The 14853-nt window shown below is 65.2% G+C and carries 15 protein-coding genes; 11 read left to right on the top strand and 4 right to left on the bottom strand.

Translation table 11 applies throughout. The features are described 5' to 3' along the window. Positions 1–108 precede the first annotated feature (108 nt). From ACTHJ1_RS18135 to ACTHJ1_RS18085, 11 genes are all read left to right on the top strand, one after another. On the top strand, positions 109–1200 hold the full coding sequence (locus ACTHJ1_RS18135; protein WP_440195547.1) for an AI-2E family transporter: 1092 nt from the start codon (positions 109–111) through the stop codon (positions 1198–1200). Beyond that, positions 1197–1997 carry a phytanoyl-CoA dioxygenase family protein gene (locus ACTHJ1_RS18130; RefSeq protein WP_440195460.1) on the top strand — a complete coding sequence of 267 codons (801 nt, stop codon included), beginning with the start codon at positions 1197–1199 and terminating at the stop codon, positions 1995–1997. The genes ACTHJ1_RS18135 and ACTHJ1_RS18130 overlap by 4 nt, the downstream gene beginning before the upstream one ends. A 10-nt stretch (positions 1998–2007) precedes the next feature. Next, positions 2008–3261 carry an ATP-binding protein gene (locus ACTHJ1_RS18125; protein WP_440195457.1) on the top strand — a complete coding sequence of 418 codons (1254 nt, stop codon included), beginning with the start codon at positions 2008–2010 and terminating at the stop codon, positions 3259–3261. Next, positions 3258–3812 (top strand): response regulator transcription factor, encoded by a 555-nt coding sequence (locus tag ACTHJ1_RS18120; protein WP_440195454.1) that lies wholly within the window; start codon positions 3258–3260, stop codon positions 3810–3812. The genes ACTHJ1_RS18125 and ACTHJ1_RS18120 overlap by 4 nt, the downstream gene beginning before the upstream one ends. A gap of 231 nt (positions 3813–4043) precedes the next feature. Further along, entirely contained in the window at positions 4044–4952 is a 909-nt protein-coding gene (gene cyoA, locus ACTHJ1_RS18115) for a ubiquinol oxidase subunit II (protein WP_440195451.1), read from the top strand. A 3-nt stretch (positions 4953–4955) separates the two neighbouring features. Then, on the top strand, positions 4956–6932 hold the full coding sequence (gene cyoB / locus ACTHJ1_RS18110) for a cytochrome o ubiquinol oxidase subunit I (protein ID WP_440195544.1): 1977 nt from the start codon (positions 4956–4958) through the stop codon (positions 6930–6932). A 3-nt stretch (positions 6933–6935) separates the two neighbouring features. Next, complete coding sequence (cyoC, locus tag ACTHJ1_RS18105) at positions 6936–7550, top strand: cytochrome o ubiquinol oxidase subunit III (protein ID WP_440195447.1); 615 nt, start codon at positions 6936–6938, stop codon at positions 7548–7550. Further along, positions 7550–7897, top strand: a complete 348-nt coding sequence (gene cyoD, locus ACTHJ1_RS18100) for a cytochrome o ubiquinol oxidase subunit IV (RefSeq protein WP_440195444.1) — start codon at positions 7550–7552, stop codon at positions 7895–7897. The genes cyoC and cyoD overlap by 1 nt, the downstream gene beginning before the upstream one ends. A 159-nt stretch (positions 7898–8056) precedes the next feature. Next, positions 8057–9778: an acid phosphatase gene (gene acpA, locus ACTHJ1_RS18095; RefSeq protein ID WP_440195441.1), complete on the top strand. Its 1722-nt coding sequence runs from the start codon at positions 8057–8059 to the stop codon at positions 9776–9778. Between the two features lie 145 nt (positions 9779–9923). Further along, on the top strand, positions 9924–10268 hold the full coding sequence (locus ACTHJ1_RS18090) for a carboxymuconolactone decarboxylase family protein (RefSeq protein WP_440195438.1): 345 nt from the start codon (positions 9924–9926) through the stop codon (positions 10266–10268). An 86-nt stretch (positions 10269–10354) separates the two neighbouring features. Further along, complete coding sequence (locus ACTHJ1_RS18085; RefSeq protein WP_440195435.1) at positions 10355–11284, top strand: AraC family transcriptional regulator; 930 nt, start codon at positions 10355–10357, stop codon at positions 11282–11284. Between the two features lie 27 nt (positions 11285–11311). Here the strand turns inward: ACTHJ1_RS18085 and ACTHJ1_RS18080 are convergent, their stop codons facing one another. The 4 genes from ACTHJ1_RS18080 to ACTHJ1_RS18065 form a co-directional block, all read right to left on the bottom strand. Next, positions 11312–12508, bottom strand: coding sequence for an MFS transporter (locus tag ACTHJ1_RS18080; RefSeq protein WP_440195432.1), 1197 nt, complete (start codon positions 12506–12508; stop codon positions 11312–11314). Then, complete coding sequence (locus ACTHJ1_RS18075; protein ID WP_440195429.1) at positions 12505–13053, bottom strand: DUF1993 domain-containing protein; 549 nt, start codon at positions 13051–13053, stop codon at positions 12505–12507. Before ACTHJ1_RS18075 ends, ACTHJ1_RS18080 begins: the two co-directional genes overlap by 4 nt. 61 nt (positions 13054–13114) lie before the next feature. Then, positions 13115–13471, bottom strand: coding sequence for a hypothetical protein (locus ACTHJ1_RS18070; RefSeq protein WP_440195426.1), 357 nt, complete (start codon positions 13469–13471; stop codon positions 13115–13117). Then, positions 13468–14832 (bottom strand): lipopolysaccharide biosynthesis protein, encoded by a 1365-nt coding sequence (locus tag ACTHJ1_RS18065; protein WP_440195423.1) that lies wholly within the window; start codon positions 14830–14832, stop codon positions 13468–13470. Before ACTHJ1_RS18065 ends, ACTHJ1_RS18070 begins: the two co-directional genes overlap by 4 nt. Positions 14833–14853 lie beyond the last annotated feature (21 nt).

Below are 14853 nucleotides of genomic sequence, written 5' to 3'. Positions count from 1 at the left end.
CGGGCAGGCCGGGCCCGACGCGGCACGGCCTGACGCGGCGCGACCAAAACACGTATATTGCTCAGTCGGGGCGGAATTCGTCCGCCGGTCTTCTTGCCGTCTGCTTCTATGCCGCCTGTCTTGCCCGCTTCTCTGATCGCCCGCTGGCTATTGTTGCTGGTGCTTCTGGCGGGGGCGTACTTCCTCAGCGACTTCCTGGTGCCGGCGCTGGCGGCGCTGGTCATCGGCCTGTCCACCTGGCCGTTCTACCGGCGCCTTCTGGCCTACTGCAACCAGAACACGACAGTCGGCGCCATCGTCGCGCTGCTGCTGGTGCTGCTGGTTCTGGTAGTGCCTTTGTCGCTGGCGTCGATCTACGCCTTTCGCGAAGTCAGCCATCTCTTTACCTGGATGCTGGCGACCAATCGCTACGGCGCAGCAGTGCCGGTCTGGATGCCCGCCATCCCCCTGGTGGGAGAGAAGCTCGCCTTGTACTGGAACACGTATCTGGGCCAGCCGCATGCGCTGGGCGACCTGGTGCAACTGGTCAGCGGCGAGCATATCGGCAATATCTACCGCATGGTGCTGGGCTTCGCCGGCAACGCGGCGCGGCTGATACTGGCCGTGCTCTTCATGCTGCTCACGCTGTTCTTCCTCTACAAAGACGGCCAGCAGATCCTGGCGCAGGTCGATCTCCTGGGCGAACGCATCCTGCCCATGCGGTGGCAGCGCTTCTCGCGCATGGTGCCGGCAACCGTCGGCGCCACCGTCACGGGCATGGGCCTGATCGCGTTGGGCGAGGGCGTGGTGCTGGGCGTGGCCTACTGGATAGCGGGCGTGCCGGCGCACGTGCTTCTGGCGGTGATCACCGGCGTGATGGCGCTGGTGCCCGGCGGCGCGCCCACCGCCTTCACGCTGGTGTCGCTTTATCTGATCGGATCGAACCACATTGCGGCCGGCATCGGTCTGCTCGCCTGGGGCGCGATCGAGCTGTTCATCGTCGACAAGACCTTGCGGCCGCGCCTGGTGGGCGGCCCGGTCAAGCTGCCTTTTCTGCCGACTTTCTTCGGCCTGGTGGGCGGCGTGAAAACGCTGGGCATCGTGGGTCTTTTCGTCGGGCCGGTGCTGATGGCGCTCCTGGTGTCGGTGTGGCGCGAATGGGTGCGCACCGTGCGCGAAGAGCGCGAGGCCGAACAGCACAAGATGGGAGGAGCGCCATGACGCAGGCCAGCGAGATCGACGCGCTGCGCGAGCAGGGTTTTGTGGTAGTGCGCGGTTTTGCCGAGGCCGCCACGGTATCGGCGCTGCGCGAGCTCGCGCAGCGTCATCTAGACCAGGCCATCGAGCCCATCGAATATGAAGCCGATCTGGCCTATCCCGGCGCGCCCGCGTCGCGCGAAGTGGCCGGCGGGCAAACCGCGCGCCGCCTGCTCGATGCTTGCGGCCGCGACCCGCAGTTCGCGCGCTGGGCCACTTCGCCGCGCATCGCGCAATGGCTGTCCGCCTATTTCGAGCGGGCCGCGCCCGGCCTGACGCGGCCCGGCCAGGCGCCGACGCTGTCCACCGTGCATCACAACTGCGTGATGACCAAGCATCCTCACTACGGCAGCCTCACGGGCTGGCACCAGGACATCCGCTACTGGTCGTTCAGCGCGCCCGAACTGGTGTCGTGCTGGCTGGCCCTGGGACGGGAGACGGCCGACAACGGCGGCCTCTTTTTTCTGCCGGGTTCGCATGCCGCGGGCTTTACGGCCGAGCAGTTCGACGAGAAGAAATTCTTCCGGCCCGACATGCCGGGCAACCAGGAATGGATCGCGCGGGCGGTCTGCCCCGAACTCGAGCCGGGCGATGCCGTATTCTTCCATTGCCTCACGCTGCATGCCGCGCAGCGCAACGCCAGCGATGCCGTGAAACTGTCGCTGGTGCACACTTATCATCCCGACCTCGTCCGGCCGCTGCCGGGTTCGCGCTCGGCCTCGCGGCCCGGCATTCCCCTGGCGCCTGCCTCCGGCGCCTGAGACGCACGACATGGCCAGCGTTCAGCGTCCGTCCGCGCCGCGCGCAACCCATTCGTTCGTCCGCACACTGTGCAACCTGCGTTGGGTGGCCATCGCAGGCCAGGCAGCGGCCATTCTGGTGGCGAGCAAATTTCTGGACGTCTCGCTTCCTTTGTTGCCCCTGTGGAGCGGTGTGCTGGCGCTGATTCTGTTCAACCTTATCGCGACCGCGCTGCCTCAGCACAGCGAGGAGCTGGCGCCCGGCTTGGCCTTCATGCACCTCATGGTGGACATGCTGGCGCTGACCTGGATGGTGGCCTGGAGCGGCGGCATCGGCAATCCGTTCGGCATGATGTTTCTGGTGCTGACCGCGCTGGGAGCGCTGGCGTTGCCGCGCTTCTGGGCGCTGCTGGCAGCGCTTGCCAGCGTGGCCGGCTACGGCGTGTCGGCCGTCTTCGGCCAGCCGCTGGTCAGTCCGCACGACCAGCACACCCTGGTGCTCTGGGGCATGGCCGTCACCTTCCTGATTTCCGTGGCTATCGTGTGCTCTTTTCTGACGCGCCTGGCGGCGGGTCTGCGCAGCCGCGAGCGCGAGCTGGCGGCGTTGCGCGAACGCTTTACGCGCAACGAAGGCATCGTCGCCCTGGCCACGCACGCGGCTTCGATGGCGCACGAACTGAATACGCCATTGGCCACCATGACGCTGCTGGCCGACGAGATCGCGGAGCAGATCCGCGCCGACGCACCTGTCGACGAGCAAGTGCGCCACGACGTCGAGACGCTCGGCGAGCTGCTCAGCTTATGCCGCGAGCGCATCCGCAATCTGGCCGTGCCCAGCCAGGTAGACCTGGTGCGGGTGGTCGGCCAATGGACGCTGGTGCGCCCCGCCGTGGAACTCAAACGCACCGGCGTGCTGCCGCCCACCTTGCGAGTCGAGCCCGCTATCGCGCATCTGCTGCAGGCCTTGCTCAACAACGCCGCGGACGCCGGCGAGGAAGCGGGCGATCCTCGCGTCGAATTACACTTGTCGTATCAGGACGGCATTCTCAGCGGCGAAGTGCGCGATTACGGCGCCGGCATGGACCCGCGGCGGCCGCTGCTGCCTGCCTCGGGCCTGTTCCACAGCGGCAAGCCGCATGGCCTGGGCGTGGGTCTGGCCTTGTCGCACGCCACTGTCGAACAGTGGGGCGGCGAGATGACCTCGACCGCTGCCGAGGGCGGCGGCACGCGCATCCGTTTCGTTCTGCCGCTGCAGAGAGCCCATCAATCTGGAATTGCATCGTGACTTTGTCCGGTCCCGGCCTTTTGATCGACGACGACGAGCTTTACCTGCGCACGTTGCAGCGAGGCTTGTCGCGTCACGGTCTGCAAACGCATCTCGCCAGCAGCACGGCCGAGGCGCTGCGTTTGGCCGAGTCGCTGCGGCCTTCGTTCGCGCTGGTCGATCTGCGCCTGGGCGAAGAATCGGGCCTGGCGCTCATCGCGCCTCTGCGCGCGCTGCGCGCCGATATGCGCATCCTGCTTGTCACCGGGTATGCCAGCGTGGCCACGGCAGTCGATGCCATCAAGCGGGGCGCCGACGACTACCTGCCCAAGCCGGCTACCGTGCCCATGATCCTGCGCACCCTGGGCTTGAGCCGGGGGCGGGACGTGGCCATCGAAGAAACCATGATTCCCCTGCATCGCCTGGAGTGGGAGCATATTCACCAGGCTTTGGCCGAGACCGGCGGCAATGTTTCGGCTGCCGCCAGGCTGCTGGGCATGCACCGTCGTTCGCTGCAGCGCAAGCTGGCCAAAAGGCCCGGCCCCGAGCGCGATTCGTCGACCGAAGATTGAACCCGGACGGGGATCCGGCGAGTTGCGAATTGTTGACAGCGGGGTGCGACATTTTGTCGCACCTTTGTGTCAGGGCTTCCTGGGCGTTACCAAGAATGACAGGAATTTTGCACCAAATTGGTGCGTACGAGAGGGGGTGTGACACCGTGTCGCGTGTCTCCTGTCGTGCTTGAGCGTTATTATGCCCACTTTGCTGCAATCGCGGCCTTATTACCCACGAGAAGGTAGTCAGTGAAAATCCCGTCCCTTGCAACCATGGCGCGCACGCTCTCGATCGGCGCTCTCGTGCTGCTCAGCGGCTGCAAAGCCGAACTCCTCGACCCCAAAGGGGCCGTCGGCATGCAGGAAAAGCATCTCATGCTGACCGCCCTGTGGCTGATGCTGATCGTGGTGATCCCCGTGATCATCATGACCCTGGTCTTTGCCTGGCGCTACCGGTCCACCAACACCAAGGCCACCTACGCGCCGCGCTGGTCGCATTCGACCGCCATCGAAGCGGTCGTGTGGATCATTCCCTGCATCATCATCGCCATCCTGGCCACGCTGACCTGGACGAGCACGCACGAGCTCGATCCCTACAAACCGCTCAAGTCCGACGTCAAGCCGCTGAACATCGATGTGGTCGCGATGGACTGGAAATGGCTCTTCATCTATCCCGACCTGAACATCGCCACGGTCAACCAGATCGCGATGCCGGTCGGCACGCCGGTGAACTTCCGCATCACGTCGGCGACGGTGATGAACTCCTTCTTCATCCCGCAGCTGGGCAGCCAGATCTACGCGATGTCGGGCATGCAGACCAAGCTGAGCCTGATCGCCGACCACCCTGGCACCTACGCCGGCATTTCGTCGAACTTCAGCGGTCCCGGTTTCTCGGGCATGCGCTTCACCGCCATCGCCACCGACCAAAAGGGTTTCGACGATTGGGTCGCCAAGGCGCGCGCCACCGATAATCCGCTGACCAAGACGGTATACGCCGAGCTGAACAAGCCCAGCGAAGACAATAAGGTCACTTTCTATTCGAGCACGCCCCCGAGCATGTTCGATTTCATCTTGAATACCCAGATGGCCGCGATTGCAGGCACGGACTCGCCCGTCTGCACCCGTGCGTCCAACAATCTGGTCGCCGCTGCGGAGTAAATGATGTTCGGCAAACTCTCACTGGATTCCATCCCCTTCCACGAGCCCATCGTGATGGTGACCATGGCCGCCGTTATTTTCGGCGGCGTGGTCGTGGTCGCGGCGCTGACTTACTTCCGCCTTTGGAAGTACCTCTGGACCGAGTGGTTCACCTCGGTGGACCATAAGCGCATTGGCGTCATGTACATCTTCGTGGCGCTGATCATGCTGCTGCGCGGCTTCGCCGACGCCATCATGATGCGCACGCAGCTGGCCGTCGCCAACAACGATTCTGCCGGCTTTCTGCCGCCGCACCACTACGATCAGATCTTCACCGCCCACGGCGTGATCATGATCTTCTTCATGGCCATGCCGTTCATCGTGGGCCTGATGAACATCGCGGTGCCGCTGCAGATCGGCGCGCGCGACGTGGCGTATCCCTTCCTGAACCTGCTTTCCTTCTGGCTGTTCGTCGCCGGCGTGGTGCTGATCATGCTGTCGCTGTTCATCGGCGACTTCGCCGCCACCGGCTGGCTGGCCTACCCGCCGCTGTCCGAACTGGGCTTCAGCCCCACGGTGGGGGTGGACTACTACATCTGGTCCCTGCAGATATCGGGCCTGGGCACGACGCTGTCGGGCATCAACTTCGTCGTCACCATCCTGCGCATGCGCGCGCCCGGCATGAAGCTGATGAAGATGCCCGTGTTCACCTGGACGGCGCTGGTCACCAACGTGCTGATCGTCGCGGCCTTCCCCGTGCTGGCCGCTACGCTGGCGCTGCTGACGGCCGACCGCTACCTGGGCACGCACTTCTTCACCAACGCCGGCGGCGGCAACGCCATGATGTACATCAACCTGATCTGGATCTGGGGCCACCCCGAGGTCTATATCCTGATCCTGCCCTGTTTCGGCGCGTTCTCGGAAATCATCGCCACGTTCTCGGGCAAGCCGCTGTTCGGCTACAAGTCCATGGTCTACGCGACCGCGGCGATCGGCGTGATGTCCTTCATCGTCTGGCTGCACCACTTCTTTACCATGGGTTCGGGCGCCAACGTCAATGCCTTCTTCGGCATATCGACGATGATCATCTCCATACCGACCGGGGTGAAGATCTTCAACTGGCTGTTCACCATGTACCGCGGCCGGGTGCGCATGACCGTGCCCGTCTACTGGACGATCGGTTTCATCATCACCTTCGTGATCGGCGGCATGACCGGCGTGATGCTGGCCATTCCCGGCGCCGACTTCGTGCTGCACAACAGCGTGTTCCTGATCGCGCACTTTCACAACGTGATCATCGGCGGCGTGGTGTTCGGCTGTATCGCCGCGTTGAATTACTGGTTCCCCAAGGCCTTCGGCTTCAAGCTGAACGAAACCCTGGGCAAGTGCTCGTTCTGGTGCTGGCTGGTGGGCTTCTACTTCGCCTTCATTCCCTTGTATATCCTGGGCCTGAAGGGCATGACGCGCCGCCTGAACCACTACGACAACCCCGAATGGCACCCCTATCTGGTCGTGGCCTGGTTCGGTGCGGTCATCATCGCCGCCGGCATCGGCTTCCTGATCCTGCAGATCCTGGTCAGCATCAGGGACCGCGAGAAGAACCGCGATCTGACCGGCGACCCCTGGGGCGGCCGCACGCTCGAGTGGGCCATCTCCTCACCGGCGCCGTTCTACAACTTCGCCCACGTGCCCCACGTCGACCACCTGGACCAGTTCTGGGAAGACAAGGAAAACGGCATCGCCTACAAGCAGCCGACCCACTACGAAGACATCCACATGCCGCGCAATAGCGCCGCGGGCCCCATCATGGGCGTGCTTTCCATCGTCATGGGCTTTGGTCTGATCTGGCACATCTGGTGGATGGCCATCATCGGTTTCGTCGGCATGATCGCCACTTTCATCGCGCGCAGCTACAGCACCGATCTGGATTACTACGTTCCGGCCGCTGAAGTCGAAGCCATCGAAAACGCCCGCTATCGTCAACTGCAACAGGTTGCCTGAGTCATGACCCAAGCTGCTTCTCCCGCCCTGCACGACGTGGCGCATCATCACGAGCACCACGACGACGGAGCCAAGGTCACCCTTGGCTTCTGGATCTACCTGATGAGCGACTGCCTGATCTTTTCAGTGCTGTTCGCCACCTTCGCCGTTCTGGGCCACAACTATGCCGGCGGCCCCGACGGCAAGGAAATCTTCGACTTGCACTACGTGTTTGTCGAAACCATGCTGCTGCTGATCTCCAGCTTCACGTTCGGCGTGGCCATGCTCAATCTGTATGCGGGCAACAAGAGCAAGGTGATCGGCTGGCTGTTGATCACCTTCCTGTTCGGCCTGGGCTTCATCGGCATGGAAGTCTACGAATTCCATCACCTGATCCTGGAAGGCAACGGCCCTGATCGCAGCGCCTTCCTGTCGGCCTATTTCACGCTGGTAGGCACCCACGGCCTGCACGTGACCTTCGGCCTGATCTGGATCGCGATCTCGATGCACCAGGTCAGCCGCTTCGGCCTGAACGACATGACCCGCCGCCGCCTGTCCTGCCTGAGCCTGTTCTGGCACTTCCTGGACATCGTCTGGATCTGCGTGTTTACCTTCGTCTACCTGTTTGGAGTCCTCTGATGTCGCACCCACATGAGGCCGGCCACGACCACGCCAGTCATGACGGCCACGGCAGCCTGAAGTCCTACATCGTCGGCTTCGCGCTTTCCATCGTCTTCACGATCATCTCTTTCTGGGTCGTGCTGGGCGGATCGGTACCGCGCGGCTCGATCGAACTCTGGCTGGCGCTGTTCGCGGTGCTCCAGCTGCTGGTCCAGTTGGGCTTCTTCCTGCATCTGGGCACCAACCCGGAACAACAGCAGAACACGGCGATCTTTCTGTTCACCGCGCTGGTTCTGGGCATTGCCGTCGGCGGGTCGCTGTGGGTGATGCACAACGCCAATGTGCTGATGATGCCCAATATGTAATGCCTGCTTGCCGCGACGGTTCGCGGCGCGGTAGAAAAACCCACATCCGTCCGGGATGTGGGTTTTTTTTCGCCCTCTTGTCCTTTGTCCGGATGCAAGAAAACTGACACGCCGGCGTTTTAAGCTGACAGGCCCGGACTTTTTCCTATCAGGTGAACCATGAGCGACAAGCCGCAAGACTCGAACGAACCGGCCGGCGACGAAATCGACCAGGCCGCCCCGCGCGCGACGCGCCGCGGCTTTCTGACCGGCATGGCCGCGCTGGGCGCCAGCGTGGCGGCCGGGGATGCGCTGGCGACGCAGGACGGCATGGTCCCGGGCGGCCATGCCACGCCGCATCCGGCCAGTCCGGCCTTCACGCAGGCCTTGCGCAAGCACGTGAAGCACGTGGTCGTGATCTACGCCGAAAATCGCAGCTTCAATAATCTGTTCGGCAACTTCCCCGGCGTCGAGAAGCCGCTCTCCGGGCTCAATGCCGACGACTACCGGCAACTGGACCGCGACGGCAAACCCTTGCCGACGCTGCCGCCGGTGTGGAAGGGCCTGGTGCCGCACGAGCAGACGGTCAATCACGTCAAGTACCACGTCAAAGAGGACGCGCCGTATATGAACGGGCTGTACAACGGCCCCTTCGCACTGCGCGGCCCGCAGGGCGAGTATCTGCCGCAAGGCGTGGTCACGCGCGACCTGTGGCACGTGTTTTATCAGAACCAGATGCAGATCAACGGCGGCAAGAACGACAAGTTCGCGGCCTGGGCCGATTCGGGCGGCCTGACGATGGGTTACTACGCCGACACCGCCTACAACCTGCGCTTGTGGAACCTGGCCCAGGAGTTCGTGCTGTGCGACAACTTTTTCCAAGGGGCGTTCGGCGGCTCCTTTCTCAATCACCAATACCTGGTGGCCGCGCGCGCGCCGTTCTATCCCGACGTGCGCAACTCGCCGGCCAAGAAACTCATCGCCACGCTCGAAAGCGACGATCCCGCCGATCCGCGCCTGAAGCCCGATCCTGAAAAATCGCCGGCCAGCGCCCTGCAAGGCCCGCCGGTGTTCGGCCCCAGCGCGCTGACCCCCGACGGTTATGCGGTCAACACCATGGCGGCGCCGTATTGGCCCAGCCACGCGCCGCGTGACAAACAGAATCCGGCGCTGGCCGATGCCGCCAGCCCACTGGTGGTGCCGCCGCAGACCCACCAGCACATCGGCGATCTGCTCGATGCCAAGGGCGTGGACTGGGCCTGGTATTCCGGCGGCTGGCAGGATGCCGTGGACGCCAAGCCCAACCAGCCGGGTTTTCCGCCTGTGCCCAACTTCCAGTTTCACCATCAGCCGCTCAATTATTTCGAGAACCTCGGCCCGCAGCACGCCGAGGCGCGCGCCAGGCGTCTGCGCGACGGCGGCCTGGGCGACATGTCGACCACCAACAAATTCATGGCCGACGTCGATGCCGGCCGGCTGCCGGCGGTGACGTTCTACAAGCCGCAAGGAAATCTGAACATGCATGCCGGCTACTCCGACGTGGAGTCGGGCGACCGGCACATCGCGCATATCGTCGACAGCCTGCGCCGCGGCAGCCAGTGGCAGGACATGGTGGTGATCGTGACCGTGGACGAAAACGGCGGGTGGTGGGACCACGTGGCCCCGCCCAAAGGCGACCGCTGGGGGCCGGGCACGCGCGTGCCGGCGCTGGTGATATCGCCTCACGCGAAAAAGGGCCTGGTGGACCATACGGTCTACGACACGGGCTCCATCCTGCGTCTGATCACACGCGTGTTCGACCTGCCCACGCTCGACGGCCTGAAACAGCGGGACGAAGCGATGCGGGCACGGGGCCAGAAGCCCATGGGGGATCTGACCAACGCGTTGACATTCAAGGCCTAGCGCGCTCGTCGGCGTTGACGTGGCGATTGAGACGAACGGGCAATAAAACGAGCCGGCCGGGTATTCGGTCCCGGCAGGCTCGGGCATAGACTGCGCTTCAGGCTCCGGAGCTTTCCAGAGCACTTGTTTCCCAAGGAGAAGCGCCATGTTGAACTGGACCGAATATCGCAAGGAACTGATGGGCCGTATCGGCGAACTGGGCAAACTGACGCCCGATACGCTCACCGGCTATCAGGCCTTGTCCTCTGCCGGCAAGAAGACCAATCATCTGGATGCCAAGACCCGCGAGCTCATCGCGTTGGCCGTGGCCGTGACCACGCGCTGCGACGGCTGCATCACGGTGCACAGCGCCGAAGCGCTCAAGCACGGCGCGAGCCACGAGGAGATCGCCGAAGCCCTGGGTGTGGCCGTCGCGTTGAACGCGGGCGCCGCCATGGTGTATTCCGCGCGCGTGCTCGATGCCGTCGGTGCGCATGAGGCGGCCAAGTGAACGCCAAAAGGCGGCGCATCGCTGCACGATGCGGGCGTCGCGCCCATGGATTAAGCTGATCGTTTCTTCGCGATCGCCGGCCAGCCATGGACACACTCAGCGCCTTGCTCGATGCCTATCCGGCGCGCGGCAATCTCGACGTGCAGTGCCAATGGTCGGGTCGGTGGGCGCATCTGCATCGAGCCGAAGAACCGGGTTCGGTGCGGTTTCACGCAATCGTCCAGGGTCGTGTCCATCTTCAGTTGGCGGGCGAGCCCGCACTGGCGCTGTCCGCGGGCGATGTAGTGGTGCTGCCTTGCGGCGACGAACATCGCCTGGCGGCGCGATCGGACGACTGGGATGCGCCGCCACCGCGCCAGACCGAACGTTCGCACGCGGTGCTGCAATGGCGCACCGACGGCGATGTCGAGCCCGGGCTGGATATGCTTTGCGGCCGCATCGACTTCGGCGCGGGCGCAGTCACGCTATTGGCCGCGCTGCCCCGGCTGCTCTGCCTGCCCGGCACAGCCGGCTTGCCGCCCGCGGCGCTGGCGCCTCTGGTGGCCTTGATGCGCGCCGAGGTGCAGGCCGCCGCGCCGGGCGCGCGCAGCGTCGTCGGGCAATTGTCGTCGGCGCTGTTCGTGCTCGCGCTGCGTCATTGGTGGCAACAGTCGGACGCCGTGCACGGTGTATTCGGTTTGCTGCGCGAACCGAGATTGCGCCCTGCGGCGATCGCCATGCTGTCGCGCCAGCACGAGCCGCTCGCCATTGAAGATCTCGCGGCAAGCTGCCATATGTCGCGGGCCAGCTTTTTGCGGCTTTTTCAGCGCGTGAGCGACACGTCGCCCGCCCGGCTTCTGACGCAGCTGCGCATGGACAGCGCAGCCGCACGTTTGCGGCGCGGCCGGGAGAACGTGGGAAGCGTCGGCGCGGCGGTGGGATTTCAGTCGGAATCCGCGTTCATCCGCGCCTTTGCGCGGCATAAGGGTTTGAGCCCCGCAGCCTATCGACGCGCGGCGTCGATGCCCGGGCATTGATTCGCGCGGACTGTTCGCGTGGCGGTTTCAGGCTGCGCAGGGTCGCGAGCCGTTGCGGCGGTCCACGGCGGCCGACACCAGCCATAGCGCAAAGCCGCCCAGCGCCAGGCCGCACCCTACCCACCCGGTGGAAGTCCAGCCATGGCCGCCGGCAATGGCCAGACCACCCAGGAAAGGGCCGAGCGCATTGGCGGTATTGAAGGCCGAATGATTGAGGGCAGCGGCCAGACCCTGGGCGTCTTCGGCCACGTCCATAAGCCGGGTCTGCAGCACCGTGCCCAGCGCGCCGCCCAGGCCGATCATGAAGACCGACAGCGAGATCGTCCACACATTGCCCGCCATGAAGGGGTAGAGCGCCAGCGCGAACGCGCTCCACAGCAGCATGAGGCCCGCGGTGCGCATGAGCGCGCGGTCGGCGTAGTGCGGAATGAAAAGATTGCCTGCGGTCAGGCCTATGCCCAGCACGCTCAGTACCAGCGGCGTCGCCTCGGGCGAAACCCGCGTGACGTCGTGCAGCGTATCGGCCAGATAGGTGTATACGGCAAACAGGCCGCCGAATCCGATGGCGCCTATGCCGAGGGTCAGCCACACCTGGCCGCGCGCCAGGGCGCCCAGTTCGCGCAGGGGGCTGGCCGCCTCGTCGGCCGGAGAAAGCGGGGCGAACAGACGCACCAGCAGCATCGTGATCAGCCCCAGCAGCGCCACCAGGCCGAAGCTCCAGCGCCAGCCCAGAGCCTGCCCCAGCCAGTTGGCGAGCGGCACGCCCAGAATGGTGGCGCAGGTCAGCCCCAGGAACATGCGGCCCACGGCCCAGGTACGGCGGTTCTCCGGCACGAGCGAGGTCGCCACCAGGGCGGCGAAACCGAAATAGGCGCCGTGCGGCAGGCCGGAGAGAAAGCGGAACAGCAGCATCCAGTGATAGGTGGGCGCCAACCCGCTCAGGCCGTTGCCCAGGGCGAACAGCGCCATGAGCAACATGAGCAGCCTGCGACGCGGCAGTCGCGCGCCCAGCACGGCCAGCACCGGGGCGCCCACCACCACGCCCAGGGCATAGGCGCTGATGACGTGGCCGGCCGTCGGCGCATCGATGCCCAGGCCCTGCGCGAAGTAGGGCAGCAGGCTCATGGTGGCGAATTCGGTGGTACCGATGGCGAAGCCGCCCATCGCCAGCGCGAACAGCACCAGTCCCAGGCGGTGCTGCGCGATCGAGGTGTTCAGGGTCATTTGGATTCGGCCGTCGAACCCAGATAGTCCATTTTTCCGACGGGCACGCCGTTGTGTCGCAGAATGGCGTGCGCCATCGCGATATGGAAATAGAAGTTGGGCAGGCCGAATTCCAGCAGGTAGATGTCGCCGCGCGCCTCGCCCAGCCGCTGGAGCGGGATGGTCTTGCTTTCGCTGCCCTGGAAGTGCTCGGGCTTGAGATGCTGCAGATAGGCGATGGTGGCTTTGATGCGGTCCTGCAGTTCCTCCATCGTCGTTTCGGTGTCGGGAAACTTGGGCGCAGGCACGCCGCACAGGCGCTCGGCCGACAGCTTGGCCGTGTCGCTGGCGCGCTGCACCTGTCCGGCCAGCGTCAGCATGTCCGGCGCCAGGCGGGATTGAACCAGAACGATCGAATCGAACTGACGCGCGCAAGCGCTGGCGGTGCCGCGGCGCAGTTCGGCGGCCAGGGCGCGCAGCCCGCGGACGAGGGCCGGCACACAGGCCTGGTACATCGCGTCGCCGTCGAAGGCGCTCGCGGCAGTGGGCTTGGAAAATGCGGTCATCGAGAATCTCGGCAAAAAGCGTGGTACCAATATCCCTATCGTACCGCGATGGGCCGCTGGGTCATTGCGGCAGGCCTTCCACCTCGGGCGCCGGAGGGATGCGACGTTTTTGCGTCCGGATGCAGTTTCTTAGCGCTTCGTAGTCCAGCGGATCCCGCTCACGGGTGTACTCGTCGCAGCCTGTCTGGATTTCATCGGGGAGCTCGTTCCATTCGCGCTTGATGGCGTCGTAGGCGATGTGCTGCTGGCCCAGGCATTGCGACTGGGCGTTGTCCGAGAAGCCGTCCGGCGTGTTGGCCCGCAGCCAGCAGAAGACGTCCGAGTCGTAGCGCGGCGGATCGAGGGTGCCGGCCTGAGCTGCGCAGGGCTGAAGCACGAGCAGCAGGAAGGATGCCGCTGCAGCCAGATATCGCGTCATGATGCTTCTCCATTGCGTCGAGCCGACGGCAGGCGGCCGCGCGCATCGCGCCACAACCGTGCGAGCGGCACGACACCCAGCAGGCGATGCGCCATCCAGGCCGCCGCTACGCCGTTCACGGCCAGCGCCAGCGAGGTCGCCAGCGCTGCGCCGGCGCTGCCTAGCGAAGGGGTCAGCGCCGCCAGGCCGAGGAGCAGAACGGCCAGCGTGTAGGCATTGATCTTGTACAGCGCCCGCATGTGCGCCGTCATGCCCAGCATTTCGGGCATGGCGGTAAAGCATGCGGCTGCAAGCTGGCCTAGCGCGAGAATGCGCAGCGTGCCCGCGCCCTGGTCGTAGCCGTGGCCGAAGAGCCCCAGCAGGCGTTCGGGGAAGATCAGCAGGCAGGCCACCGCGGGCAGCGCCAGGCACAGCACCAGGCCGATGGCCTGGGCTGCGTTTTTTTCCAGCGCCTGCGCGTTGCCGCGCGCAAACAGCTCGGCAAATTTGGGCACGGCCATGCCTGTCACGCCGCTGATCAGCAGATTGATGACCAGGGCCATGCGCCAGGTCAGGGCGAAAAGACCGGTTTCGCGGTCGGTGGCCACAATGCCCAGCACGATGGCGGGCGCCGACGTGATCAGCAGCTTGGTCAGCTCCAGCGTGAAAAGCGAGAGGCCCGGTCGTAGCAGGGGCTGCGGTGCCGGCGCGGGCTCACCGCCGGCATGCGTCGCCGCCAGGGCGCGCCTGAGCAGTATGGCCCCGACCGCCGCGGCCAGGGCGAAGCTTGCGGCGATCAGGACCAGCGCGCTGGTCACGGTGAACAGTCCCGCCAGCTTCAACGCAATGGCCACGAGGCAGAAAAGGGCCGGCCAGAGCCAGGAATAGATCATCTGGCTGTAGCCTACGCGCTGCAGCCCCGCCAGCGCGCCGGCCAGGGCCGCCCCCAGGTTCTGAGGAATGATGGCGAGCGCTCCCAGGGCCAGCGGCAGCGCAAGGTCGTTTTTATTGAGCACATGTCGGGCGAAGGGCGCGGCGCCCACCGCCAGCAGCGCGGCGACGGCCGCGGAGGCCGCGACCACCAGGCACAGCGCGCGCCGGATCGTGGGCCGCACCGCGTCGGCGCGGTCCGAGGCCATGTCGATGGCGATCTGCCGGGTCAGTGCCTGGTCCATGCCCAGTCGGCCGAAACCGGCCAGCGCGACCATGACGCTGAACACGATGTAGAAGCGCCCGGTGTCGACCACGCCCAGCGCGGCGGCGACCAGCAGATGAAAGCCGTAGCGGCTCGGCAGATCGAGCAGGCGCACCCCCAGGCTGACGAGCGAGCCGCGGATGATCGAGCTGCCGTGCGCGCGCGAGGGAGACGATTTTGCGCTCATGCGTGGCTCCTTTTGGCGTTA

It is taken from the genome of Bordetella sp. (genome assembly GCF_051960075.1).
Lineage (GTDB): Bacteria > Pseudomonadota > Gammaproteobacteria > Burkholderiales > Burkholderiaceae_B > Bordetella.
This window is presented reverse-complemented; position numbering and strand designations above follow the sequence as displayed.

Bases quoted from the DNA above. Each gene is read 5' to 3' on its own strand.
- ACTHJ1_RS18135 (WP_440195547.1), top strand. From the start codon at position 109: ATGCCGCCTGTCTTGCCCGCTTCTCTGATCGCCCGCTGGCTATTGTTG.
- ACTHJ1_RS18130 (WP_440195460.1), top strand. From the start codon at position 1,197: ATGACGCAGGCCAGCGAGATCGACGCGCTGCGCGAGCAGGGTTTTGTG.
- ACTHJ1_RS18125 (WP_440195457.1), top strand. From the start codon at position 2,008: ATGGCCAGCGTTCAGCGTCCGTCCGCGCCGCGCGCAACCCATTCGTTC.
- cyoB (WP_440195544.1), top strand. From the start codon at position 4,956: ATGTTCGGCAAACTCTCACTGGATTCCATCCCCTTCCACGAGCCCATC.
- cyoC (WP_440195447.1), top strand. From the start codon at position 6,936: ATGACCCAAGCTGCTTCTCCCGCCCTGCACGACGTGGCGCATCATCAC.
- cyoD (WP_440195444.1), top strand. From the start codon at position 7,550: ATGTCGCACCCACATGAGGCCGGCCACGACCACGCCAGTCATGACGGC.
- acpA (WP_440195441.1), top strand. From the start codon at position 8,057: ATGAGCGACAAGCCGCAAGACTCGAACGAACCGGCCGGCGACGAAATC.
- ACTHJ1_RS18090 (WP_440195438.1), top strand. From the start codon at position 9,924: ATGTTGAACTGGACCGAATATCGCAAGGAACTGATGGGCCGTATCGGC.
- ACTHJ1_RS18085 (WP_440195435.1), top strand. From the start codon at position 10,355: ATGGACACACTCAGCGCCTTGCTCGATGCCTATCCGGCGCGCGGCAAT.
- ACTHJ1_RS18080 (WP_440195432.1), bottom strand. From the start codon at position 12,508: ATGACCCTGAACACCTCGATCGCGCAGCACCGCCTGGGACTGGTGCTG.
- ACTHJ1_RS18075 (WP_440195429.1), bottom strand. From the start codon at position 13,053: ATGACCGCATTTTCCAAGCCCACTGCCGCGAGCGCCTTCGACGGCGAC.
- ACTHJ1_RS18070 (WP_440195426.1), bottom strand. From the start codon at position 13,471: ATGACGCGATATCTGGCTGCAGCGGCATCCTTCCTGCTGCTCGTGCTT.
- ACTHJ1_RS18065 (WP_440195423.1), bottom strand. From the start codon at position 14,832: ATGAGCGCAAAATCGTCTCCCTCGCGCGCGCACGGCAGCTCGATCATC.